The sequence below is a fragment of the Geomesophilobacter sediminis genome, assembly GCF_016458275.1.
Classification (GTDB): domain Bacteria; phylum Desulfobacterota; class Desulfuromonadia; order Geobacterales; family Geobacteraceae; genus Geomesophilobacter; species Geomesophilobacter sediminis.
This window is the reverse complement of sequence record NZ_JAEMHM010000004.1, coordinates 295473-320114: the sequence shown is the minus strand read 5'-3', so window position 1 is coordinate 320114 and position 24642 is coordinate 295473. Positions and strand designations below refer to the sequence as shown.

At 61.9% G+C, this 24642-nt stretch carries 25 protein-coding genes; 10 read left to right on the top strand and 15 right to left on the bottom strand.

The window, feature by feature from the left end; genetic code table 11:
• The first annotated feature begins 71 nt into the window (after positions 1-71).
• Complete coding sequence (locus JFN93_RS06460; RefSeq protein ID WP_199383175.1) at positions 72-1340, top strand: MFS transporter; 1269 nt, start codon at positions 72-74, stop codon at positions 1338-1340.
• A gap of 69 nt (positions 1341-1409) precedes the next feature.
• Positions 1410-2027: a LysE family translocator gene (locus JFN93_RS06455; RefSeq protein ID WP_199383174.1), complete on the top strand. Its 618-nt coding sequence runs from the start codon at positions 1410-1412 to the stop codon at positions 2025-2027.
• Between the two features lie 126 nt (positions 2028-2153).
• Here the strand turns inward: JFN93_RS06455 and JFN93_RS06450 are convergent, their stop codons facing one another.
• The 6 genes from JFN93_RS06450 to JFN93_RS06425 all read right to left on the bottom strand — a co-directional run bounded on the left by JFN93_RS06450 (position 2154) and on the right by JFN93_RS06425 (position 7788).
• Positions 2154-2885, bottom strand: coding sequence for an ABC transporter ATP-binding protein (locus JFN93_RS06450; RefSeq protein WP_199383173.1), 732 nt, complete (start codon positions 2883-2885; stop codon positions 2154-2156).
• A complete protein-coding gene (locus tag JFN93_RS06445; RefSeq protein ID WP_199383172.1) occupies positions 2878-4077 on the bottom strand; it encodes an ABC transporter permease in 1200 nt (399 codons plus the stop codon). The genes JFN93_RS06450 and JFN93_RS06445 overlap by 8 nt, the downstream gene beginning before the upstream one ends.
• A gap of 101 nt (positions 4078-4178) precedes the next feature.
• Complete coding sequence (locus tag JFN93_RS06440) at positions 4179-5171, bottom strand: ABC transporter substrate-binding protein (protein ID WP_199383171.1); 993 nt, start codon at positions 5169-5171, stop codon at positions 4179-4181.
• A 45-nt stretch (positions 5172-5216) separates the two neighbouring features.
• Entirely contained in the window at positions 5217-5984 is a 768-nt protein-coding gene (locus JFN93_RS06435) for an ABC transporter permease (RefSeq protein ID WP_199383170.1), read from the bottom strand.
• Positions 5981-6853, bottom strand: coding sequence for an ABC transporter ATP-binding protein (locus JFN93_RS06430; protein WP_199383169.1), 873 nt, complete (start codon positions 6851-6853; stop codon positions 5981-5983). Before JFN93_RS06430 ends, JFN93_RS06435 begins: the two co-directional genes overlap by 4 nt.
• A 98-nt stretch (positions 6854-6951) precedes the next feature.
• The gene (locus JFN93_RS06425; RefSeq protein ID WP_199383168.1) at positions 6952-7788 is read right to left on the bottom strand and encodes an epoxyqueuosine reductase; all 837 of its coding nucleotides are present in this window, start codon (positions 7786-7788) and stop codon (positions 6952-6954) included.
• Between the two features lie 429 nt (positions 7789-8217).
• On the opposite strand from JFN93_RS06425, the gene cysK reads away from it, so the two are divergent.
• Genes cysK through JFN93_RS06410 form a run of 3 tightly spaced genes read left to right on the top strand, consistent with a single transcriptional unit; the run spans position 8218 to position 12081 of the window.
• Entirely contained in the window at positions 8218-9153 is a 936-nt protein-coding gene (gene cysK, locus JFN93_RS06420; protein ID WP_199383167.1) for a cysteine synthase A, read from the top strand.
• 44 nt (positions 9154-9197) lie between these two features.
• Positions 9198-10547: a nitrogenase component 1 gene (locus JFN93_RS06415; protein WP_199383166.1), complete on the top strand. Its 1350-nt coding sequence runs from the start codon at positions 9198-9200 to the stop codon at positions 10545-10547.
• A gap of 16 nt (positions 10548-10563) precedes the next feature.
• Entirely contained in the window at positions 10564-12081 is a 1518-nt protein-coding gene (locus tag JFN93_RS06410; RefSeq protein ID WP_199383165.1) for a nitrogenase component 1, read from the top strand.
• A gap of 180 nt (positions 12082-12261) precedes the next feature.
• On the opposite strand, the gene JFN93_RS06405 is transcribed toward JFN93_RS06410, so the two are convergent.
• The 9 genes from JFN93_RS06405 to JFN93_RS06365 form a co-directional block, all read right to left on the bottom strand.
• Positions 12262-12870, bottom strand: coding sequence for a nucleotide triphosphate diphosphatase NUDT15 (locus JFN93_RS06405; RefSeq protein ID WP_199383164.1), 609 nt, complete (start codon positions 12868-12870; stop codon positions 12262-12264).
• Between the two features lie 68 nt (positions 12871-12938).
• Complete coding sequence (locus tag JFN93_RS06400; protein WP_199383163.1) at positions 12939-13250, bottom strand: hypothetical protein; 312 nt, start codon at positions 13248-13250, stop codon at positions 12939-12941.
• A 47-nt stretch (positions 13251-13297) separates the two neighbouring features.
• Positions 13298-14893, bottom strand: coding sequence for a hypothetical protein (locus JFN93_RS06395; RefSeq protein WP_199383162.1), 1596 nt, complete (start codon positions 14891-14893; stop codon positions 13298-13300).
• A 201-nt stretch (positions 14894-15094) separates the two neighbouring features.
• Positions 15095-15472 carry a glutaredoxin family protein gene (locus JFN93_RS06390; protein ID WP_199383161.1) on the bottom strand — a complete coding sequence of 126 codons (378 nt, stop codon included), beginning with the start codon at positions 15470-15472 and terminating at the stop codon, positions 15095-15097.
• Positions 15473-15516: 44 nt separating this feature from the next.
• The gene (locus JFN93_RS06385) at positions 15517-16554 is read right to left on the bottom strand and encodes an ABC transporter substrate-binding protein (protein WP_199383160.1); all 1038 of its coding nucleotides are present in this window, start codon (positions 16552-16554) and stop codon (positions 15517-15519) included.
• Between the two features lie 28 nt (positions 16555-16582).
• On the bottom strand, positions 16583-16858 hold the full coding sequence (locus JFN93_RS06380; RefSeq protein ID WP_199383159.1) for a hypothetical protein: 276 nt from the start codon (positions 16856-16858) through the stop codon (positions 16583-16585).
• 317 nt (positions 16859-17175) lie between these two features.
• Positions 17176-18387, bottom strand: a complete 1212-nt coding sequence (locus tag JFN93_RS06375; protein WP_199383158.1) for an MFS transporter — start codon at positions 18385-18387, stop codon at positions 17176-17178.
• Between the two features lie 80 nt (positions 18388-18467).
• Positions 18468-19223 (bottom strand): class I SAM-dependent methyltransferase, encoded by a 756-nt coding sequence (locus JFN93_RS06370; protein WP_199383157.1) that lies wholly within the window; start codon positions 19221-19223, stop codon positions 18468-18470.
• A 397-nt stretch (positions 19224-19620) separates the two neighbouring features.
• On the bottom strand, positions 19621-19803 hold the full coding sequence (locus JFN93_RS06365) for a YezD family protein (RefSeq protein ID WP_199383156.1): 183 nt from the start codon (positions 19801-19803) through the stop codon (positions 19621-19623).
• A 776-nt stretch (positions 19804-20579) separates the two neighbouring features.
• On the opposite strand from JFN93_RS06365, the gene JFN93_RS06360 reads away from it, so the two are divergent.
• Genes JFN93_RS06360 through JFN93_RS06340 form a run of 5 tightly spaced genes read left to right on the top strand, consistent with a single transcriptional unit; the run spans position 20580 to position 24577 of the window.
• Positions 20580-21467, top strand: coding sequence for an ABC transporter permease (locus JFN93_RS06360; protein ID WP_199383155.1), 888 nt, complete (start codon positions 20580-20582; stop codon positions 21465-21467).
• Between the two features lie 11 nt (positions 21468-21478).
• Entirely contained in the window at positions 21479-22267 is a 789-nt protein-coding gene (locus JFN93_RS06355) for an ABC transporter permease (RefSeq protein WP_199383154.1), read from the top strand.
• A gap of 48 nt (positions 22268-22315) precedes the next feature.
• Positions 22316-23275, top strand: a complete 960-nt coding sequence (locus JFN93_RS06350; RefSeq protein WP_199383153.1) for an ABC transporter permease — start codon at positions 22316-22318, stop codon at positions 23273-23275.
• Positions 23276-23278: 3 nt separating this feature from the next.
• On the top strand, positions 23279-24085 hold the full coding sequence (locus JFN93_RS06345; RefSeq protein WP_199383152.1) for an ABC transporter permease: 807 nt from the start codon (positions 23279-23281) through the stop codon (positions 24083-24085).
• A gap of 30 nt (positions 24086-24115) precedes the next feature.
• Entirely contained in the window at positions 24116-24577 is a 462-nt protein-coding gene (locus JFN93_RS06340) for an RrF2 family transcriptional regulator (protein ID WP_199383236.1), read from the top strand.
• Positions 24578-24642 lie beyond the last annotated feature (65 nt).

The following is a 24642-nucleotide window of genomic DNA, read 5'->3' as shown; positions in this document are numbered from 1 at the left end:
CCGACCTGAGAACGTCCCACCGATGCCGATCATGACCTCGAGATGAGGGAATCCAACCAGAAGGACCGTGCATGTCTTTGTTCAAATTGCCGGGGGAGCTTCCCGGCGGCAGTTCTTTCTTTCGCTTTCTCGTGGCCCGTGCCGTTGCCATCGTCGCCTACCAGATGGTGTCGGTCGCGGTCGGCTGGCAGATGTACGACATCACCCGGAAGCCCCTTTACCTGGGAATGGTGGGGCTGGTGCAATTTCTCCCCTCGCTGCTCCTGGTCCTGTACACCGGGCACGCTGCGGATCGCTATGATCGGAGGAAGGTGATCTCCGTTGCCCAGAGCGCCGAGGCGGCGATCCTGCTCCTTCTCTTTCTGGCGACCTGGGGCGGTTGGATTGCCAGCGAGATTCTCTTTGTCCTGGTCTTCCTGGTCGGCGTGGCGCGCGCTTTTGAGTTCACTGCGAACCAGACGATGACCCCGTCGATCGTCTCCCAGGAGGAGCTGCCCCGGGCGCTCGCCATCTACGGCTCCGTCCAGCAGGCGGCCATCATCACCGGGCCGTTGCTCGGGGGGCTCGTCTACGCCGCCGGTCCGGACAAGGTCTATGGTGCTGCCGTAATCCTCTTCTTCACCTCCGCACTGTTAGTGTCCCGACTGACCATCCGGCAGGCGCCCCCCGCGCGCGAGCCGGCGAGCCTGGCCACCATCTTTGCCGGCTTTGCCTATATCAGGAGCCGGCCCGTGCTCCTGGGAGCGATCTCCCTCGACCTTTTTGCCGTTCTCCTGGGGGGCGCAACGGCCTTGCTCCCCATCTTCGCCCGTGATATCCTGCTCGCCTCACCGCAGGGGTTGGGGTGCCTGCGCGCGGCACCGGCGGTGGGGGCGTTTCTCGCCTCGCTCTGCCTGGCGCGGTTTCCCATGAAGCGCCGCGTCGGTGAGATCATGTTCGGCGCCGTGGCCTGCTTCGGGCTGGCGACCATCGGATTCGCCCTTTCGCGTTCGCTGCCGCTTTCGGTTGGCCTCCTCGCCGTTCTTGGGGGAGCCGACATGGTGAGCGTGGTAATCCGCTCTTCCCTGGTTCAGCTTGAGACGCCGGACGAGATGCGCGGCCGGGTGAGCGCGGTAAACGGTCTTTTCATCGGGGCTTCCAACCAACTCGGTGAGTTCGAGTCCGGGGTGACTGCCGCCTGGTTCGGGACGGTGGCGGCCACCGTCATCGGAGGGATCGGGACCTTGGCGGTGGTTGCCATCTGGCGGCAGTTGTTTCCGCAGCTCGCCGGGCGGGACGCCCTGCATGGGAGCCCAGCGGAAGGACCGGAAGAAGGCGAACTGGGAGGGCAGTGCTCCTAGAGAAGTGTCGGCTTGATTCGTGGAGCCGGTGGCGCTTGGGAAATGAGAGAAGCGCGGGGAAGTCGTACCATGTTCGGTATTCACAACTACGTGGGATTTATTACCGCGATCCTCCTGTTCCAACTCGCTCCCGGTCCTGGCTCTCTGGCCATCCTCCACGCAACCGCGCGCGGCGGCAAGCGGGCCGGGCTTGGTGCGGTTTTCGGTACCCTGGCCGGCGACCTTGTTTTCATGCTCGCCGCCGTCTCCGGCCTGGCGGCCGTGCTGGCGGCGAATCCTCGCCTCTTCGCCGTCTTGCAATGGGGAGGCATCGCATATCTCTGCCGGTTTGGCTTCACCCTGCTTCGTGCCGGGAGCGCCGCGGCGGAACCGGACGGAGGGACGGCAACGGGCACCGCAGCCGCCTTTCGCCAAGCCTTCCGGATCGGGCTGACCAATCCCAAGGCAATCATGTTCTTCATGGCCTTTTTCCCGCTTTTCCTGACCGCGGACTCCCGGCCGCTCACCCTGGGCATCCTGATGGTGCATGTCTCGCTGGTCTGCTTTTTGTACCAGGTTTGCCTGGTCTGCGTCGGGGACAGCCTCGCGCGTCGGCTCTCCGGCCAGCAGCGGCTGCGCCAGGTCGCCCTGCGTTGTGCCGGAGCGGGGCTGATCGGCTTTAGCGCCAAGCTCGGCCTGCAAAGATGAGCTTTAAAATACCCGGCTCTTCGATCCGGTCCGAACGAATATAAAAGGGCCCCCAGCTTTCTGCCGGGGGCCCTTTTGTTCGCTTTGGTTTTCGCTTGCCCTGGCTCCCCTGTTGAGGGGGGTGAGTTAACCCTGAGCCAGAGCCGGTCCCCGCCCGGCGCTGAGCGGCACCGTACTGCGGGTCGCAACCGGTGCCGGTAAGAGTTCTCCTTGGGCAATCCGCAATACGCGATCCGCCTGGTCGGCCAGCGACCGGTCGTGGGTCACCATCACCAGCGCCTTGCCCTGTTGTGGCAGGGCCAGCAGGTAATGGCCGACTTCCTCCGCGAGCCGTTCGTCGAGGTCGTTGGTCGGCTCGTCGGCAAAGATCACCGCCGGGTCGAGGATAAGAGCTCGGGCGATCGCGACCCGGCGCTTTTGCCCGATGCTCAGCTGGTGCGGCAGATGCTTGAGCCGGTGCCCCAGGCCCAATGCCTCCAGGGTTTTCCGCGCGGCGCTCTCCATGCCACCCAGTCGCGCCAGCCGTGCCGGGACCAGAACGTTGTCGAGCACCGACAGAGAGCCGATCAGCTGGGGATTCTGGAAGATGAATCCAAAGGAGCGGTTGCGCACCCTCGAGCGTTCGTGATCCGGGATGCCGGTGAGGGCGCGCCCGTCGAAGCGCACCTCGCCGCCCGAGGGTTCGAGGAGCAGGCCCAAAATGGAGATGAGGGTCGACTTCCCGCTGCCGGACGGGCCAATCACCGCGACTGACTCGCCCCGGTCCACGGAAAGTGATACCGACCGAAGCACCGTTTCGGCGCCGAAATTCTTGAAGATCTGTTGTGCTTCCAGGAGCATGGCTTTTTCCTTACCCATCGATGTCTGCCAGGGCCATTGCTGAGGAAGGCTCGATGCGGCTGCTTTGACGCGCCGGTATTACCGTGGCCAGAAGTCCGACCAGGAGAAAGATCCCCCCCAGCCCGGCCATGCCTTCAACTACTGCCCTGCCGGAGGGTTCGATGAGGGGAAACGCCTTTTCCTTTTGCAGCAGGCCCAAGACGAGGGTGTTGCCCAAATATCCCAGCGCCAGCCCCGGCACGATGCCGACCGCGGTCAGCACCAGCGCCTCTCCGACGATCAAGCGCTTCAGGTCGCCCTTGGTCGCCCCCAGGGCCCGGTAGAGACCCCACTCACCCTTGCGCTCCCAGGCAAGCGAGAAGAACCGGGCTACCAGCTGGAAGATCGCGCCGGCCACCGCCAGGGCGGCACCACCGGTCATCACGGTGAAATGCACCTGCATCTGGTGCTTGAGCCGCGCCAGGACCTCCGACGCCTGGATGACCCGGACGTTCCCGGTCCGCTCGACCGCTCGCACCACCGAGGTCCGGTCCGCGGCGTCATCCAGGTCGACCAGGACCGCAGACACGAGGTCTTCGGCGCGGTCCTGCCCGAGAAAGACCTGGAAGAACGATACCTTCCTGGTGAGGGCACGGGCCGCGTCGATGGGCATCAGGACGGAGTAGTCCAGGGTGGTTCCGGTCGGCTCCAGGACCCGGGCGACCCGCACCTTCTTTTTCAGGATCGTGGCATCCTGGCCGGAAAATCCCTGTACCCCAGACCCGACCAGGACCTGATCGTCCGCGAGCGTTTCTCCGGGCATTCGCTTCACCCAGGCACTCACCAGCCAGTCCGATGTGGGATCGAAGCCGATGAGCTTGGTCGCACCGGTCAGGGTGCAGCAGGTTTCGTTCAAGGTCTGGGCGAAAAACTGCGGGGTGACCCGGCGCACTCCGGGGACTGCCGCGATCCGGGCTCCGATGTCTTTCCCCATGTACACGTTGTACGGTTGCCCGGTGAAGAGAAGGGCCTCCGGCTCCACGATCGTGCTGGCGGGAACCACGAGGAGGTCCGCTCCCAGGCGCCGCTCCCCCGCGTCGAGCCCCAGGGAAAGCCGGAGATAGAGGAGATACAGCGTGAAGAGGATGGCGACGCCGATGGTGACGGCGGTGACGGTTGCCAGCGACTGTACCCGGCGTCGCGCCAGACTGTTCAAGATGATGTGCAGCATGTTCTATCCCGATCCTGATTCTGCTTGAAGCTGAGCTGCCGGGGCCGCGCCCGGTCCGGGCCTCTTTCGAGATTCCGGCAGGACGCGGCCCCGGGTTGACGTTACTTCTTCTTGCCTACCGCCGCAGTCGCATAGCTGTTGGTGTACACGTCGGCTGCCTTGATCTGGTCCTTCTTCAGCTTTCCTTCCCGGACCAGCAGGTCGATCCACCACTGGACCTCGCGCTGGGAGGGGACGACGCCGTCTTTATAGTATTCCCAGCTCCCGACGTACCGGGGATCGAGCCCCCTTCTCTTGGCAAAGATCTTGGCGGCTTCATCGTGGTGCTTGTTGGTCCAGTTCGAGGCGCGGACCAGCACCTTCACGAACTTGCGGACCACATCCGGGTTCTCCTTGATGAGCTCTTCGGAGGTGAAGTAGGGGAGCATCCCGCTCGCCCCGTTGTCCACCACGTAGTCACTGAATACCTCGCGGGCCGCTCCGGTCCCGACCGCTTTTTCATAGTAGGGAGAATGCAGGACCGCGACGTCCACCTGCCCCTGCTTCAAAACCTGCTCCTGGTTCGCATCGGGGATGACGGTGAACTGGACGTCCTTCTCCAGTCCGTTGCGCTTCAGGTACTCCTTGAGGACGTACTCGGAGCAGGCGCCGAAGCTGTTGATGGCGATCTTCTTGTGCTTGAAGTCCTTGACCCCCTTGATCGAACTCCCCGGGAGGACCAGGTATTTCATGTGGGGGCGCTCCTTGGTCGTCTTGGCACCCGCGGAGATGATCTTCAGTTTGGCGCCCCCTGCGTTGGCGGTCAGCACCAGCGGGGTGTGCCGGTTGGCGAAGTCGATCTGGCGGGCGGCCACCGAAGGGACCAACTGGGCAGCCGGGATTTCCCCGACCCACTTGATCTTCAGTCCCTCCTGTTCGAACCATCCTTTTTCATCGGCGACGTAGACCGGGTCGAACCACTGGATGTTCGCGTACTTGATTTCGTGGAACGGCTTCTTCGCGGGCTCGGCGGCGGATGCGGGATTTGCCGCTCCGAAGAGCACCGCTGCTGCGGTGAGGGCTACCCCAGCGATAAGTCGGATACCTTTGTTCATGCGTTCTTTCCTCCGTAGGTGTGATTTTGTGCAATGGTGCAGCGGTCAGGCGCCGGCGCGAAGTTGCTTCCACCTGGTCGCGCGCTTTTCCGCGTAAAGAAGGAGATGATTGATCAGCAGGCCGAAAAGGCACAGGGTGATGATGGCGGCGTACATCTCCGGGATCTTGAAGGTCTCCTGCGAGTTGAGCACGAGGAAACCCAGCCCCGCGTCGGCGCCGACCATTTCAGCCGCGACGAGCACCATGAAGGCATAGGAAGCGCCGAGCCGGATCCCGGTAAAGATAGACGGTGCGGCCGCCGGGGCGATCAGTTCCAGAAAGAGAGACCACCCGCCGGCCCCCATGGAGCGCGCCGAGCGGATCAGGACCGGGTCGATGTGCTTTACCCCCACGGTGCTGTTCAAAAGGATCGGCCAGAAGGCTGCCCAGAAGATGATGATTGCCTTGGAGAGCTCCCCGATCCCGAAGAGCAGGATGAACACCGGAAAGAGGGCGAGCGCCGAGATTTGCCGTCCCGCCTGCAGCGGCGCGTCGACGATCTGCTCGAACTCCCGGTACCATCCCATCAGAAGTCCCAGCGGGGCTCCGATCACCAGGGCGACCCCCAACCCGCCGGCGATCCGCTTCAGGCTGATCAGGATGTGTCTTTGGAGCTCGTTGGCGGTGAGCAGCGCGAATATCGTCTTCAGGACCTCGGAAAGCGGGGGAAGGAAATGCTGATTCACCACCTTGCCGGGAAGAAACTGCCACGCTGCCAGCAAAAGAAGGATTGCCGCCAGTTGCAATACCCTGGTTCTGAATGCCGTTTTCATGCCTCCCCCGTCCTTTCCCGCGCTGCGAGCCTAAGCGGGGCCTTTTCCCCGACCTCCCTCGTCACGGTCTGCGGCCGGCCGTAGCCGTTCAGGGCGCCGGAGTTGACCACCTCTTCGCTCAAAAGCTTCCAAAGCCGGTGCCTGACCTCGGTAAAGACGGCCGAGGAGCGGATGTCCTCCTCCGCGGTGCGGTGCTCCGGCAGCGGGATCTCGACGATTTCCTTGATGCGCCCCGGACGCGCGGTGATGACCGCCACCCGCTGGGCCAGGTAGACCGCCTCCTCGATGCTGTGGGTGACAAAGATGACCGTCTTGCCGGTCTTTTCCCAGATCCTCAAAAGCTCCTCCTGGAGGATCTCCCTGGTCTGGGCGTCCAGCGCGGCAAACGGCTCGTCCATGAGGAGTACTTCCGGGTCGAAGGCGAGGGCGCGGGCGATGGCGGTGCGCTGCTTCATGCCGCCGGAAAGCTGGTCCGGGTAGCGCTCCTCGAAGCCGGAAAGACCCACCAACGCAAGGTATTCCCGGGCCTTGAGGTCGCGCTCCTTCTTGGGAACTCCCTTCATCTTGAGCCCGAAGGCGACGTTCTCCAGCACCGTTTTCCAAGGGAAGAGGGCGTACTCCTGGAATACGATGCCGCGGTTGAGGCCGGGTCCCTTGACCGGCTCGCCGTTGATGAGGATCGTCCCGGAGGCGCTGCTCAGCCCGCCTATGATGTGCAGCAGGGTTGACTTGCCGCAACCGCTGGGGCCCAGCAGCGCGAAGAACTCACCCTTGTTGATGGTCAAGCTCAAGTCGTCCAGAGCCAGGGTCTCCACCTTTGAATTGGACGAATAGGTCTTTGTTAGGTGTTCGATCTGCACCGATGCCATGTGTCCTCCAGAATTGCTGTCAATGTCCCGCCGACCGGGGCGGGGCTGTATTTTCCGCACATCTTTTGGATTGATTGTGCGTGCCGCGTGCCGGCTTCTCAGTAGATCCGATCCCCGGAAGAGCCGTGCCGACGCTGATGCACCCAACTGCGGTACTCCGGATCGTCCGGGTTTTGCTCCAGCACTTCCCGCTCCTTCAGGTACCGTGCTGAATTCACGCTTTCGTAGAGCTTCCGGTCCTCCCCGACCGGGCACACCTTGCAGCAGATGCCGCAGGGCCAGCGGTTCTCGCCGCGCAGTACCTGGTGGTAGCGGGTGCAGGCGTCGACGTCCATCTCCGCGATGATCGAGTCCGGGCGGGTGGTAAAGGCCTGAGAGGGGCAGAGCTTGCGGCAGATGTCGCACTTGAGGCAGACCTCGCTGGTCAGCATCGGATCGGCGGGTACCTTGAGGGAGGTGAATACCGAGACCAGGCGCACCCGGGGGCCGTACTCCGGGGTGATCAGGTTGTGGCTGTAGGCGATGGTACCCTGACCCGCGTACTTGGAAGCGAAGACGTGGCTGAAGCATCCCTGGTATTTGTTCAGGAGGATCTCAAGGTTTCCGTAGCCGTCCCGCGGCATGAATATGGAGGCATGGCCGCGGTCGTTGAGCCAGACCGACAGGCGAAACCCGATCTGGTCCAGCATGGCGTTGGTAGCGTTGTACATCTCCTGGTAGTTGATGGACGGGGTGCTCTCCAGGACCGGCAGGAGCATCGGGACCGCTATGACGATGACCGTCTCGGCCTTGTCCCAAAGCGCCTTGGGCCGGTAGTCGGGATGCACTTCCCCGAGCTCGTCCCAGCGTGAGGCAGGTGCGAAATTAACCAGGCTCGCTCCAAGTGCCCGGGCCTTGTTGATGATGCTGCGTTTGGTGGTCTTGATGGATGCCATGGTGGTTCCCTTTGGGGGCCGTAGACCAAAAAAAAAGGCCGAGAGCGGTCCGGTACACGGACCTACTCCCGGCCTCCGGTTTTTCCGGTCAGCTGGGTATCAGGTTGCGGGGTTAAAGTATTGCTTTGCGATAGAGTAAATAGTATAAAACTACGCTCCTGTCAAGAAATTCAGGATTATGGTCCTCTCATGTTGCCGTCTTGTGCGTGCAATCTCCGTCGTCAGGATTCCCCGCCCCGGGAAAAACTCTTGACAGGCTTCAACTACTACTGATATATGCCTACATGTAAAGTAGAGTTATAGCTGTCCATCGGGCAGCACCACGTCATAGAGTGCGCACCTCGCGCGACATGCTGACCAGAAACCTGGAGGCCAAGGGACATTCCCTTGGCCTTTTTGCGTTTGTGGTCACCGAAGGAGTCCTCGACCATGGCAAAGATCGCCAAAAACCTTACCGATCTGATCGGAAACACGCCGCTGCTTGAGCTCGGCAACTACTCGGCACGGGAGGAGGTAACTACCCCCCTGGTGGCCAAACTGGAGTACTTCAATCCCGGCGGGAGCGTCAAGGACCGGATCGGCTACGCCATGATCAAGGACGCCGAGGAGCGCGGGGTGCTGGATAAAGACTCGGTCATCATCGAGCCGACCAGCGGCAACACCGGGATCGCGTTGGCCTTTGTGGCAGCGGCGCGGGGGTACCGTCTGCTCCTGACCATGCCCGACACCATGAGCATCGAGCGGCGCAACCTGCTCAAGGCGCTGGGGGCCGAACTGGTCCTGACCCCGGGTGCCGAGGGGATGAAGGGGGCCATCCGCAAAGCGGAAACCCTGGCGGCCCAGATCCCGAAGTCGTTCGTGCCGCAGCAGTTCACCAACCCTGCCAATCCCCAAATCCACCGGACCACCACCGCAGAAGAGATCTGGCGCGACACCGACGGAAAGGTCGACATTGTCGTTGCCGGGGTCGGTACCGGGGGAACGGTCACCGGGGTAGGGGAGGTGCTCAAGCAGAAAAAACCGGGGATCGCCGTCGTGGCGGTCGAGCCGCTGGAATCCCCGGTCCTGTCCGGCGGGGTGGCCGGACCCCACAAGATCCAGGGGATAGGTGCCGGGTTCGCCCCGGAGATCCTGAACCAGTCGGTCATCGACGAAGTCTTCAAGGTGCGCAGCGAGGAGGCCTTCGACACCTCACGCCGGCTGGCCGAGACCGAGGGACTGGTGGTGGGGATTTCCTCCGGCGCGGCGGTCTTCGCCGCGGTCCAGATTGCGCGGCGCCAGGAAAACGAAGGGAAGACCATCGTCGTGATCCTCCCCGACACGGGCGAGCGTTACCTTTCCACCACCTTGTTCGGCGGACCTTAGACCAAGCCTTCGGGCAGTTCGATAACCACTAGCAGGAGACCTACATGGGAGCATTCATCGAGAAACCACGTTTCACCTGTCCGCTGGGCGGGGCCCTGGCCACCGTCGGGGCCCTGCCCCGGGCGGTCGCGGTGCTGCACGCCTCGCAGGGGTGCGGCGGCAATTCCATCGGCGCCATCATGCAGGGGGCCGGCCATACCGGCAGCGGCTACTGCGGCGGCGCCTCCATACCGACCAGCGCAATCGGCGAGCAGCAGATCGTCTTCGGGGGGGCGGCCCGGCTTGAGGAGCAGCTCGAAAGCACCCTGGAGGTGGTTGATGCGGAACTGCTCGTGGTCATCAGCGGCTGCACCGCCGAGATCATCGGCGACGACATCGAGGCGGTGCTGCGCAACTATCGGGCGGCGGGGGGCGGGCGGCCGCCGCTGATACACGCCAGTGGCGCCGGATTCAAGGGGAACAGCTACTTCGGCTACGACTCGGTGCTTAAGTCGCTGTTCCGGGATTACGTCGTGCCGAACCCGAGCAAGAAAAAGGGGAAGGTGAATCTCTGGGGGCTTCCCCCGGCACTGGACGTCTTCTGGGAGGGGAACCTCATCGAGCTGCGCCGCGTGCTCGAGGGAATCGGCCTGACCGTGAACACCTTCTTCACCAAGCGCGACACGCTGGTCGAGCTGAAGAATGCGGCCGATGCGGAGCTCAACATCGTGGTCTCTCCGGTGAACGGGGTGGCCGCTGCCGAGGTGTTCAAGGAGGTGCACGGCGTCGACCATCTGGTTACCGATCTCCCCATCGGGGCCAAGGCGACGGCCAACTTCGTCCGCGAGGTGGCACAACGGTTGACGCTGGACCAGGCCAGGGTGGAGTCGTTTCTGGCCGCCGAAAAAGCGAGTTACTACCATTTCTTCAACCGCATCAGCGACTCTTACGCCGACCTCGATTTCCAGCGCTACCTGGTGATCGTCGCCGACACCACCTACGCCGTCGCCCTGAGCCGCTTCGCCCAGCATGAGCTGGGGTGGGTGACCTCGCTGGTGGCGGTGACCGATCCCACCGACCCGGAAGACCGGCCGTCGGTGCTGCGGCGCTTCGAGGGGGGGCTTCCCGATCCGGAGCGGACGGTCGCCTTTGAAACCGACACCAGCCAGGTCTCGGCCCGGCTCTTCGAGCGCTGGCCCAAGCCGGATGGCAGCCGCTACTATCGCCCCTTCAGCCCCGCCTTCGTCATCGGGAGCCGGCTCGACAAGGATTTCGCTGACAGCATCGGTGCCGGGCACCTGAGCGTCAGCTACCCGATCTCGAACCGCTTCGTGCTCAACCGCGGCTATGCCGGTTACACCGGGGCCCTCCATCTGGTGGAGGATGTCTTCTCGGTGCTGGTCGCCAAAAGGTAAACAAAAGGAGGATCAGATGAGCTATCTACACCTCAAGGTGCCGCCGACCCGCGACACCCGCCTGCGGCCGTGCAACGCCTACGGCGGCAGCCTTTGCAACCTGGTCGACGGGCAGAAAACGGGCTGCCTGAGCGCCAACGGCCGCAGCTTCACCCAGGCAACCGGCTGCCAGTTGACTCTTTCCATGGGGATGGCCGCCTCCATTCCCAACACGGTCGTCATCTACCACGGTCCGGTCGGCTGCGGCGCCGGTTCTCTCGCGCTCTCCGGGCAGTCCAAGGAGAGCCAGCTCGCCCGCGGCAACGACGACGCCGTCGGCCGGGTCTGGATGTCGACCAACCTGAGCGAGGTGGATATCGTCTCAGGGGGCGAGAAGAAGCTCGAGGCCGCCATCCTCGAGGCCGAGCGCCGGTTCCGGCCGCACGCGATTTTCATCGGCAATACCTGCGTCCCCGCCATCATCGGCGACGACATCGATAACGTGGCCACAAGGCTCCAGCACCGGGTGAACGCCCGGATCATCCCGCTGCACTGCGAGGGGTTCAAGACCCGCTTCGTGGCGACCGCTTACGACATCGTCTACCACGGCATTCTCCGCTACCTGCTCAACGGGGAACGGGACCGGGAGCCGATCCTGCGGGACGAGGCCGCGCAGATCGCCTACGAGCAGCGCGCCAAGCGGACCGTCAACCTGCTCAACGTAGGCTCCATGGGGTATGTGGACGAGGTCGAGCTGGTGCGCCTTTTGAACGCGATCGGCCTCGAGGCCAACGTCTATCCCTGCTTCACCTCCCCGGAGAAGTTCGTCAAGGTGAAGGATGCCGCGCTCTCGATCTCCATCTGCGCCACCCACGACGACTACTTCGTGGAGCACTTGAAGGAGCACTACGGGGTCCCCTACGTCCTCAACACGATCCCGATCGGCACCGACAACGTGCGGCTGTGGCTTTTGGACGTCGCCGACTTCTTCGGCTTGCGCGAGGAGGCTCTCAAGGTGATCGCCGTCGAGGAGGCCGAGCTGAACAAGGCGCTGGCGCCGCTCAAAAAGGCGTTCGAGGGGAAGACCGCCTTCGTCAGTACCGGGGAGATCCGGGCCGGGGCCCAGGCCTGCATGCTGGAAAACGATCTCGGCATGAAGGTGGTCGGGATCCGGGCGCACCACTACGACGAGTTCGGGGAGATCGTCTTCGAGAGCTTCAAGGGGCGCGAAGACGTGGCGATCAACGTGGCTGCCAACCAGCCCTTCGAGCAGGTCAACCTGATCGACCGCCTGAAGCCGGATGTCTTCCTCGGCCACGGCAACAGCAACGTCTGGGCCGCCAAGCAGGGGGTTCCCACCCTCCCCATTTACGGTCCCAACAACAGCTATCTCGGCTACAAGGGGGTCTTCGAGGTCGCAACCCGGCTGGAGCGGATCCTCGCCAACCCTAACTGGTACAACACGCTCGGTGAGACGGTGGAACTCCCGTATAAGAAGAGCTGGTACGAGCAGGATCCCTACGCCTACATCCGGCAGGACGGGGAGGCTGCCTGACCGATTAAGGATCTTCGTCGGGGTAATATACGGTGTTTGCCGACGCGGCCGCGCCACCTCTCTCATGGGGTGGCGCGTTTTTTTTTATGTAGCCCTGTCGAGACGGCGGGATGGTAGTCGGGGAGATCATGTGGGCCGGTGCCGGATAGGAACGCTCGGTGGATTAATCCGCCAGATGCTTCAGGGGGCGGGAGCGGCCGGCGGCCGGGCGTGCTCCGGGTCAACGGCGGCGCCGACGAGATCGGTGCGGAGGCAGCGCTCGATGATGTGGCGGTCCGCCTCGAAGGCAAGTTCGGGGAAGGGGCCATGCAGGGGGAACCAGCGAAGTTCCTCTATGTCGTCGCCGGGAACGGCGGTCCCCCCGAGGATGCGGGCTCGGAGCACCACAACGAGTGTGTGCAGATGGGCGGCCAGGAAATTTGAGACCACGCTTACTATGGAGCAGATCTCAACGTCGAGGCCGGTCTCCTCACGGGTCTCCCGAACCGCGGCGGTCAGGAAGTTCTCCCCGTACTCGATGAACCCGCCGGGAAGGCACCAAGCGCCTGCCGCAAAGCTGCTCTGCGCCCGCCTGCCGAGGAGGACGAGGTCTCCTTCGGTGATGAGGATCACCACTCCCGGAGCTGGGTTCCGGTAGTGGACCCAGTCGCACTCGGGGCAGTGCGGACGGTTTTCCGGGTGTTGACTGTTGCTGGGAAGCGCGCTGCCGCACATGGGGCAGAAGCGGTACCGCGGCTCGGCATCGGCTTCCCGGTGATTGTAGGCGGAGAAAATCTGTTTCGGAATCATAGGGGATATCCGTGAAAACGCCCCTCCTGAGTGGGGAGGGGCGCTCTCTGCGTCGTGGTCTTCGGGATCTAGTAGTTGGTCGGGTGAAACAGGAGCTCGTCGAGGACGTCCTCGGCGGCTTTCAACCGGTTCTTCAACTTCTGGATCTCCTGCGGGGTGTAAACGCGGGTCCCCTTCTCAATTTCCTGCTTGAGTCGGTCGATCTTGGTCTGGATGCTCAGCGCCTGGTCGCCGCAATCCTTTGAGTTGAGGATGCATTCGTCCTTCTGGGATTGGGGTGCGGCCTTCGGGGCATCCGTTGACTCCTTGCCGGATTCTTCGGCATGTACCACGGCAGCTAACGAAAGTGCCAGCAGCACGGCAACAACGATTTTCTTCATGTGGTTCTCCTTTGTCTTTCCATGACTCCGTAGAGCCGGTGCTCGATTTAGAAGAGGTAGCTCAGTACGAATCTTGCGGTGTAGGGATTGGAGGGATCCTTCCCGTTTCCTTCGGACGCGGTCCCCTTGTAGTAATCGCCCAGGAGCACCGTTCCTCCCTGGACTCTGATGGTGGTGTTGGTGTTGACTTTGTACCCAACCTCTCCGCTATACTCGGTGCCGATGTAGTTGCCCGCCCGCTGGAACGGGTCCTTTACCGCCGCGACCGCACCGACGTTCACGCTACCGAATATCTTTTTGGTGAAGTTGTGGTCGTAACCGAGGAAGCCGCCCCAGATACCGGTACCCTCGTTGGCGACCGAATGCAGGACGTTGCGGTTGGTGACGGCCCCAACCTGGCTGGTGAACAGCATCAGGGTCTGCGGATAGGTAAAGTAGCTTTCCGGCATGCCGTCGACGTTGACGACGCCACCGAAATCTGTGCGCCGCTTCCCGTTCAGGCTGTTGTCCCCCGAGGTGTAGATGAAGGTCGAGCGGACCAGGCCGTCCGGCCCGACCGGGACCCGTACCGACGCGCTGGTCTCGAAGGCGCTGACGTGCTGTTTCTCCTTGATGATGTGGTTGAGCCGCTGCCCGAAGTTATAGACGAAGAAGCCGTCGACCACTCCACCCTTGCCGAATTTGTACTCTCCGTTGAGACCCGCGTAGTAGAGTTCCAGGTCGTCCTGGTTCAAAGGAGTGATCCCGGTGGTGGCGGCGGCGGTCCCGGTGCTGGGATTCACGCTGCCGGCACCGGTCCCGGAGTTGAACGTGCTCTTCCAGTCGCTCTGCCAGGCGTAAAAGGAGGCCCCGACGGTTACCGCCGGGGTAGGGCGGTATTTGCCCTGGACCAGGTAGAAGTCGTCGGTGCGCCAGGTGTCGTCGAAGGGCAAGCCGGTGTTGGGATCGATGTACTTGCCGCCTTGGACACTGTAGCTGCTGCTACCAGACTTGGCGTAATCCAGTTCCACGGCATGCAGCCGGAACCACCCCGCCTGAAGTTCGAACTTGTCCGTCTCGTAACTGGAGACGATGCCGGCGGCCACGTTGGAGAGGATGGTTCCCTTGTACGGATCGGTGAATGGCTGGAGGCCCACCTTGAAGCGGATCGGCGTGTTCTCGATCCGCGAGTCGATGTAGAGCGCTTTGGTCTTCAGGTTGACCTCGCCGCCGCCGAGCCCGCCACCGTCGTTGTAACTCGATTGCTTGAGACCCGCGTTTTGGTAGTTCTCCATGTACTGGCCCTGGCCGAACAGGAAACTGATGTCGAACTGACTTACCAGCCTCAGATCGTCCGATGCTTTTCCGGTGTAGTTGAGCCGTACCCGCTGTTCGGTCAGGAAGCCGTCGTGGGCCTGATTGGCCTCGGACGAGAGGCTTTTCGCCTTGTTGAAAACGCCGTTGGTCCCGCTGGAGTAGCCGCCGATCCCCGAGCCCAGCGGGGTGCAACTGCCGTCATCGAAGTTCGATGCGATAGCCCGCAGGGTATAGGCGGCATGGAATTCATTCTCGAATGCCGAGGCACTTCCTGCCCCCCCGGCAACCACAGCTCCGCCGACCACCGACGCCATCACCAAACGATTCACCTTTTTAAAACCTTGCATCTGCAATCCTCCTCAAAAATTCCTTCATGTTAGTGCACCTGCCTTCCGTCCGAACTGCGCCTCATGCTTCCTCACTGCGGCAAACCTCCTTTTCGTTTCTTGGACAAAAAATAAGGCCGAATCCCAAACGGGCTCCGGCCTCCAGTCTTCTGGTCAACCACGATCGCTAATCTTGAGGTACCGGTCTCCCCATGGGGGCGTTTACCGCAGCGGTCTTTCCGGTTCCTTCGTTTTGCTGGCGACTTCCTTCACCGCCCGGTCAAAAACGTCCCTGTTGAAACCGCGCAGGACCTTGTCGTCGTTGCCGATGACGATCACCGGCACAGCGTTGATCTTGTACCGGGTCGAGAGCTCCTGCATGTAGTTCTCGTTGAGATCCACGTCCTTCTTCACGAAGGGGATGTGCCTTTGGGCCATGTACTCTCCCGCCGCCTTGCAGCTGTCGCAGTACCACGCGGTATAGAGCACGACCTTCGGCACCTTCTCCGGCTGGGGGGCCGCAGCGAACGCGGCGTGGGCGAAGGTCAGGGCGGCAAATGCATGCAGTGCGATCATGATGGTTCGTCTTGCTCCGTTCATGATGTTCCTCCTCGGGGCCCGGAAAGGGGCCGGGCCAGCTGTTGTCAACGGTCAGACTTCGGGTGCTGACCGCTTCGCTCGGTATTGCCGTAAGCCTCGAACTGGTGAGTCACCAGGGAAGAGACGGTAACTTTGCCCTTTGGCAGGATCCGGGTTTCTTCCAGGTACCTGAGCCACGGTTCGATCTCCTTCTCCACGATGGTCGCATTCTCGGAATAGTAGTGGTTTCCGGTTACCGGGACGCCGATTGCCTCCTCCACCCATTTGGCCGCCTTTTCCGGGTGGGTGTTGGCCCAGCGCTGACCTCGTTTCATTGCCCGGACGAAACCAGCCACCTCGGAGGGATGCTTCTTGATATAACCCGAGGTGAACCAGTAGTAGGTCAATCCCGCGCTGGCACCGAGGCCCGTCTCGGTCGAATCGGCGATCTTGACTTCCTTGGCATCGAGCATCCCCCGGTAGAAGGGAGGGTGGACCCCCGCAACGTCGACCAGCCCCTGTTTCAGCGCCTGAACCGCCTGCACGTCCGGCATGCTCACCCACTCAATTTTGTCCCGGGGGATTCCGTACCTGTCCGCGATGATATTGGTCAGGAAATCGGTGCAGATGTTCTTGCTGATGGTGGAGAATTTCAGCTTGCCGGGGACGTTCTTCAGGTCGGAGAACTTCTTTACCTTGGGGTGCTTCGTCGGGTTGACGAACCACCACATGTGCCGGAACTTCGGGTCGTAGCCGGGTGCCGGTTCGACGATCGACTCCATGACCGCCACCAGCTTGGCCCCGACCGAGTTGGCCACGGCAAGGGTGTTGGGGTGGCCCCCACCCACGTCGTTGTTTCCCCTGAGAAGCGAGGGGACCTGAAGCGCGGGCTGGGTCTCGCCGGTATAGACGACCTTGATCCCTTCCTCGGCAAAATAGCCGAGGCGGTCCGCCACCAGCCACGGGGTGAGCGAGCAGTCCTTCCTGGTCCAGGTCTTCATCTCGAAGAGGTCCTTCTTGGCGTTGGCCCGGGCGCTGGTGCCCCAAAGCGCGATCCCGGCGGAAACCGCGACCGCCAAAAAGATCCAGAATCTTCCCCTCATGCCGTTCTCCTTTTCCCTTCCAGCCCTGCTAGTGGCAGCCGATGCCGAGGAGGGTCAGGGTCTCCTCGGTGGACTTCTGGCTCTTTTTCAGGTGGATCAGTTCCTCGGGGGTGTAGACCGATGCCCCCTTCTCCAATGCTTCCTTGAGGTGGTCGTATTTATCGACGATGTTGTACTCCTCGCCTCCCGGGCAGAGCTTCACGTCGAAAAGACAGCGATCTTTCCCTATTTCCTGCTTGTCATCGGCCGATGCCAGGGCCACTTGCCCCAGAACGAGCGCTGCTGCAACGATTGTCCGTACCAAAATGCCTGCCTTGGGAACCATCCGACCGGGCCCCGCGACCTTCCCGCGGGTCCGCGGCCCGGAGTCGAAACGAAAAAGGCCGGATCCCCCGCTTATGGGGTATTCCGGCCTCCAGTTTCCTGGTCGACGGTCGCTCCGGCCCGAGGGCCGGTTCCATGTGTATTTCAGCTGCCCCGAAAAAGAAAGAGACCGGCCGCCGTTACGCGTCCGGTCTCTCGAGGTCGAGTCAACCAGTCTATTAATGCTATAGGTTTTGTGTCTTTGTAAACGGTAACAAAGGAAATGTCAAGATTTTTTGCCGAAGTATTCGCGGCAGGTCAATTTTCTTCCCCGGATACCTCCAGCGGGAAGGTGTCTTCCACGCGCTGGGGCCGGCGTAACCAGAGGGCGAGCCCCGCCAGGGATGCGAGCATCAGGGCGACCGGCACGAGAAACGCCCCCCGAAGTCCGATCAGTTCTCCGGTGTATCCGGCGCAGACCGGTCCGACGGTGTTGCCGACGGCGATACTCAGGCTGAAGAGGGCGGCGATCTTTCCCTTTTCGCCAGGCACCTTTGAGAGGCGGATGAGGCTCGCGTAGCTGAGGAGGCCGGTGCCGGCGCCGTAGATGAGACCACCAAGCCAGGCCACGGCGAAACCGTTCGCCAGAGCCAACAATGCGTTTCCGGCGATCACCAGGAAGGATGCCGCGGTGAAGGTCCAGACCGTCGAACGGTTGCGGACCAGTCCCCCCCCCCAGAACAGCAGGCACATCGCCGCGGTTCCCTGGGTGGTCACCAGCCAGAAGACCGCGTGGGTCGAAAGTTTCAGGACGTCCAGCGCCACCGGCCCCATGAAGGTGCGGTACATCATGAAGACGGCGGCGCCCAGGAACTCGATGCCGAGCGCGCAGCGGAGGTCATTGTCCCCCAAAAGGGAGAGCGTTTGTCTGAAGTCGTCCCCAAGGGTGGCGGACGGCGGTTGCTGTCGGGGCCCGGTGGTTTCGGCATCCCCGGCGTAGAGGGTTACGGCAACCCCAGCGAGAAAAAGCGCACTGACGGCGAGAAAAGCCGGCGCGTAGCGGTCGCCGGAGATGAGGAGTGCGCCGGCCAAGGGGCCGATGAGGTAGAAGCCAAATTGGGTGGCGCTTCGCTGCCAGCCGGCCTGGGAGGCGTTCAGGTGCCTCAGTATGGTGAGAAAACTCGCCTGTAGGGTCATGAAGCCGATCGATTGGGTCATTCCCTGGAAAAACAAGACCGCCATCAGGGGGAGCGGGTTCCGAATCCAGGGGATCGCCGCGGTCAGGAGCACGCAGAGCAGGGTACTCCCGACGAAGAGGGGGCGGGTCCCGTACCGGTCCACCCACACGCCCGAGGGGACGATGATCAGCATCCGCCCCGCACCCGCCATCCCGCCGATAAGCCCCATTTCGGCCGGGGAGGCGTTGAGCCAAAGGGTGTAAAGCGGCAGCACGAGCAGCATGACGCCGCTGGCGCTTCCCGCAAGGACGTTTACCGCCAGCAGGCTTCTCAGCCCACGGTTGTTGTTCATACGACCACCTTAGGTAATCTTTCGGTTTTTCCGATCGGACCCGGGGGGTAAAAAGGATCTCCGGTTTCCTCTGCGTGTTGTTAGGCGCGCCGCGCCCAGTAGGCGGCTCCGCCGATGCGCCCGTTTTCGATGGCATCGTAGAGCTCCACGTAGGTCTTCAGGACGTACTCGTACCATTCGGCGCCGTAACCGCTTTCAATCCGTTCCCGGTTGGCGCCGATCCTTTCGCAGAGGCGCCGGTACCAGGCGAGATAAGCGGCGCTGAAATCAACAACCTGCTCTACCTGCCAGCCGGTCTCCCGTAGTAGCTCCGGGAAATGTTTCGGATGAAGCGGCGACCATCCCTGATGGCTGAAAGGGGGGCGCCGTCGGTCGATCGTTCCGGTATCGTGGGGGGAGCCGTCGCGGCCGGTATAGTCGAAGATCATCAGGGATGCCTTTTCCCGCGCGGCGCGGTGCATTTCCCTGAGGGCCTGCGTCTGGTCCGGGAAGGCGTAGAAGGCGTTGAAAAGGTAGATAAGGTCGAAGCGCGACTGCCAGACCTCGCCGATCCTGCCAGCGTCGAGCACCCGAAAGTCGATCTCGGTGTAGCGGCTTGCGGCCGCGTCCAGGGTCTCCGCATCGATGTCAATGCCCGTGACGGTCCCCCAGCCGCGCCTGTGAACGAGGTCGGCGGTCCCCCCCCTGCCGCAGCCGACATCCAGCACGAGCCGCTCGGGATCCCGTGTCAGCCCCCGGAACACCATGTCCACCGCGTCTGCCTCGCCAGGGTGCGCGTAGTCCCCTTCGCGGACCAAGGCCAGAATCTCCTTGCCGGGTGCGGAATTCATCCTCATGACGCGATCCTTTTCATGGCGGTCACCAACATCGTGGAGGAGGGGAAATTCATGCTGCTTGTCGGGCGCCGGCACTCAAATGGTGTCAAGACGTTCACGCGGGCTTGGGTGCGCAGACCGGGATATACCTCAGCCGCTTCCCTTTCATAGTGATGGTACGGAATCACGTTTTCCTCCTGTGGAAGTCATTAATGCCGGTGATCGATCTTCCTGGCCGGTCCGCCGATGAGGTCAGGCACTTTGGGGGTGGATTCTTACCGGGGTTGAAGTATTTTCCTGTGCCGGCAGGACCCTGGCGCCCAAACGAAAAAAGGCCAGGATAGGGATCCTGGCCTCCAGATGCCTGGTCGGCTTTTTTTCAAATCAGTTCTCGGGAAAGGGGGCGGGAAGGTGAGCGCTAGATACCGCTACCGTCCATGTGACCCGGCTTGATGAGCCGGATCTTTTCACTCTTATCCACTTGTATTACCCGGCCGTCCTGCACCACCAGGGTGATGGTGCCGAAACGGATGTCGGTCAGCGCCTCGCGAACGACCTGCTCGAGGTCGCGGTTCCAGGGGTCGGCTATCGGCGCTGCCATCACCGTTCCTCGATATAAGGCGTGGAAAGGTGGTATCCCGCGCTGTCGGGGAGGCCTGCTCCGATGGCTTCTCTTGTGGGCAAAGTGATTTCTGGGGATCTTTTGGGGCTCATGCTGGGCTCCTTTAACCGATTTTTCTATTTATCAGTGCTCCGACTCCCGGGGAAGTTGGATGTACCTCACGCCGGCACGATACGTCGGCAGGGCAGATTCACCAGTCTTTTAAGGGGATTGGTCAACTGCGGTGATTTCATCATCACGTCGACCCTGGCAGAAGGATTCTTGATCCTAGCGATATGGATATTAAGTCTATGTTTTTGATGGTCTAATACGCCATCCGCTGGATGGTGTCAATAGAAAAAACTAAAACGGCGCCTTGCAAAGCCGGTTTTGCGGAAAAACCACCCGTGCTTTTTGTTCATTTTTGCTTGCGGGACGCGGGCGGGTTTGCCCCGCAGAAAAATATGTTCAAAAAAACATTGACAAGGATTTTGGGTTTGGCTATGTTTCCTATCAATTTTGTAGAATAAATGCGGATGACGGGCCGTTGCAGAAACTACGGCCAGGCTGACCGGAAAACCGGAGGTCAAAGGGACGAGTCCTTTTGACCTCTTTTACGTTGGAGCGGAACAAGATCAAACCCAGACAAGGTCGACTGGAAAACCGGAGACCGGCGGCATTATTGCTCCGGTCTCATTTATTTGGACGGGGAACTATGTTCTGGAGATTGGGTCGCATCCGGCCGTAGAGACCAGGACAAAAAAGGAGGAGTGCGTATGAGCTCAAGCCAGGGGAAACAGCTTGAAGGCATCGTCTACCGAACCGGGGAGGGCGCTGCCGATCGGGTCCGGTCGGGAGGGAAAACGCGACTTTTGCCCGCATGGGCAACGGAGTGGTCGCTATCAGTCAACGACCGGCTTTTGGACTGGTACGGAATCGTATTCCTCGTGGTTCTCTGGGAGCTCGGACCGCGCCAGGGATGGATCGATAGCCAGTTTTTTCCTCCCCCTTCGGCGATCGTGGCCGAAGCACTCAAAATGGCGCAGCACGGGGAGCTGCTGATCCAAATCACCTCGAGCCTCAAACGCCTCCTCCAGGGACTTCTGGCTGCGCTTGCCTTTGGCATCCCCCTCGGGTTCCTGCTCGGTGGGTGGTTTCCCCGCCTGACCACGTTCCTGCGCCCGCTGCTGCGACTTTTGGGGCAGATCAACGCCTTTTCGCTCTTTCCGCTCTTCGTACTTTTTTTCGGCATCGGGGAGTTGGCGAAGTTTGCGGTGATCTTCTGGTCCTGCCTCTGGCCGATCCTCTTTACCACCATTGCCGGGGTCCAGGAGGTGGATCCCCTCTTCGTCAAGGTGGCCCGCTCCATGGGAGGGGGACGGACGACTCTGTTCGTCAAGGTGCTGTTCCCCGGAGCCCTTCCATCCATATTCACCGGCATCCGCCTCGGCGCCACTACCGCCTTTCTGATGCTCATCGCCGCAGAGATGATCGGCGCCAGCGCCGGGCTCGGCTGGCTGGTCCACAATTCTTCGGTCAACTACGTGATCCCGAGGCTTTATCTCGCCGCGTCCATCATCGCCTTTCTCGGCATGGGAATGAACTCCCTGCTGCATTTTTGGGAGGGGCGGGTGGTGCGGTGGAAGCAGACGGCTGAAATATAGGAGGAAGCGCCATGGCAACGATCCGGAACCAATTCTTCGCGAGGCATTTGGACAAACTTTCCATCCTCCTCTTTTTCGTCGTGTGGCAGCTCCTTCCCAAACTGGGGGGAATCGTCGAGACCTTCATCACCCCGCCTACCGTCGTATTTGCGACCCTGGTGGATCTCTTCCGGGAGGGGGATCTCCTCAGCCACGTCGGGGTAAGTCTCTACCGCTCCGCCGCCGGATTTGCCGGGGCCGCCGCGGTCGCGATCCCGCTCGGGTTTCTCCTTGGTGGGAATTTCCGGACCTTTCAGCGCCTGGTCGGCCCGGTGCTGCGTTTTTTGGGACAGGTCAATCCCTTCTCGCTTTTTCCGCTGTTCATCCTGCTCTTCGGGATCGGCGAGTTTTCCAAGGTAGCCATGATCTTCTGGGTGTGCATCTGGCCGATCCTCTTCAACACCATCAACGCCGTGAAGGGGATCGATCCGCTGCTGGTCAAGTCGGCGCGCTCCTTGGGGACCGGGGTCGTCACCCTGTTTTTCAAGGTGATCCTTCCCGATGCTTCTCCCGGGATTTTCCACGGACTCAAGATGGGTTGCAGCACCGCCTTTTTCATGCTGATCGCCGCCGAGATGATCGGCGCAAGCGCGGGTCTCGGATGGATGGTCTGGAACGCCCAGATCAATTTCCAGATGCCGCAGCTTTTTGCCGCCACCGTTCTGATCTCAACCTTGGGGCTCACGTTGAATTTTTCCCTGGGGCTTTTGGAAAGCAGACTGGTGGGGTGGAAACAGAAATCGTTCTCGGGGAACAACTGAGTTTGATGGCAGGGTGAGGGAGCTTCAGGGATGGCAGGACGAACTAACATGTTGGCGTATCTTCTGCTGCGCTGGTCCGGGGTTGGCGTTTTCGTCCTGCTCTGGGAAATGGCGCCGCGCCTGGGGTGGATCGACCCCTATTTCGTTCCGGCGTTCTCGGACGTGGTCCGGGAAATCGTCCACCTCCTCCTTGACGATTACCTCGGGATCCACATCGTGGTCAGCGTCTGGAGGGCGGTGGTCGGGCTTTCGATCGCCTGCCTGGTCGGGGTGCCGCTCGGGTTGGCGCTCGGGCGGCTGTATCCACGTCTGGGCGATGCGCTGGGACCGTTGCTGCGGGTCTTGAGCCAGGTGAACCCTTTCTCGCTGCTGCCGGTATTCGTGCTGTTTTTCGGGATCGGGGAGGTTGCCAAGCTCTCGGTCGTGGGGTGGGTCTCGTTGTGGCCGGTGCTCTTCTACACCATGACGGCAACCCGCAACGTCGATCCGGTGCAGGAAAAGAGCGCCGCCTCCATGGGGATATCCCTGCCGGAACTTCTGCTCAAGGTCATTTTACCGGCGGCCCTCCCGACGATTTTTGTCGGTATCCGGATCGGGGCGACCATCACTTTTTATATCCTGGTGGCATCCGAGATGCTGGGGGCCAGTGCGGGTCTCGGTTTTCTGGTTCACAACGCGGCGATGAACTATCAGATTCCGCGTATCTATGCCGGCGCGACCTTCATCGTCATCTTCGGGTATCTCCTGAACCGGTTCCTGATCCGCCTTGAGGGAGCCCTTTTCGCCTGGCGCGAAGACACCGCGCTCCCCTCGGCTGCTTCCGCGCTCGCCCCGGTTTCCGGGTGGCGCCCCGGGCGGGGAACTGCCTGGACCGGGGCAGCCGCACTGGTTGCAATCGTGGTTTTCGGTGGCATCGAGGTCCGGAACGTGAACCGGGAAGCGGCCTCCGTAGCCCCGGGCGCCCACTCGCGTCATTTCGGAACGCCGGTGGACGGCGGGGGAAATTGACCTATGAAAACGGATCGTTCTCTACTTCTTCAGGTGCTTGCCGCCCTGGTTTTTCTGGCCTTGTGGGAGATCCTGCCCCGAGCCGGCATCGTGGACCCGCTCTTCATTCCCCCCTTTTCCGGGGTCGCGGGGGCGCTGCGCGATCTCTACGCCAGCGGCGAGTTGGCCACCCACACCCGGATCAGCCTGATCCGGGCCGGGGTGGGACTTCTTGCCGCGGTCCTGGTGGGGCTCCCACTCGGGCTCCTTCTAGGAGGATGGTTCCCGCGCCTGCAGACGGCAACCGAGCCACTCATGGAACTCTTCGCCCAGGCCAACCCGGTGATCCTGGCCCACATCATCATTTTCTTCCTGGGGATCGGAGAGGTGGCAAAAACCTTCATCATCGCCTGGCTCTGCATCTGGCCCGTCGTCTTCAGCACCATTACCGGGATCCGCACCGTCGATGCGTCCCTGCTCAAGGCGGCCCGCTCCCTGGGACTCGGGCGGTGGTCCCTGTTCACCAGCGTCGTCCTTCCCGGCGCCGCTCCCTCCATCTTCACCGGCCTGCGGCTTTCCGCGGGATACGCCTTCATCATGCTGGTCGCCTCCGAGATGATGGGGGGAAGCAACGGGATCGGCTGGCTCATCGTGCAGAGCCAGGAGAGCTACCACGTAACCCGCATCTTCGCAGGGGCGACCGTGATCACCCTCCTCGCCGTGCTGGCCGACCTGCTGCTCAAGCTGATCGAGAGACTCCTGGTGGTCTGGGAGGTCGAGGAAAACCAGGACTACCTGAAACTCAAAAAGCAGGTGCCGGAAGAGCGGTAAACTCTGCGATCTTTTAAGGGTGATGAAATGATACTGTCGAGAAAAACGGAATATGCGCTGCGTGCGTTGGTCCACCTGGCCCGCGAATACCACCGGGGGCCGGTACTGATTGCCGAGCTCGCCGATGAACAGAAGATTCCCAAGAAATTCCTGGAAGCGATTCTTCTGGCTCTCAAGCACAGCGGCATTTTGCAGAGCAAAAAAGGGAAGGGGGGTGGGTATTACCTCGGACGCCCACCCCGGAGCATCACCTTCGGCCAGGCCCTCCGGGTGTTGGAAGGTCCGCTGTCTCCCGTTTCCTGCCTCAGTGATTCCGCCTATGCCAGCTGTCCCGAGTGCGGCGACGAGGGGACCTGCGGTATCCGCATCGTCATGAAGGACGTGCGGGAGGCGACGTCCCGGATCGTGGACCGCACCACCCTGGCCGACGTGCTGGATCGGGTCGATCGCGCCGAAGAGGTGCGTCGGGGAGCGCTGAGCTATTTCATTTAGGGATGCGGGGGGCCGGCCGTCGGAAATAACTCCGCGGCGATGCCCCCTTTTTCGTTTCAGCGGAT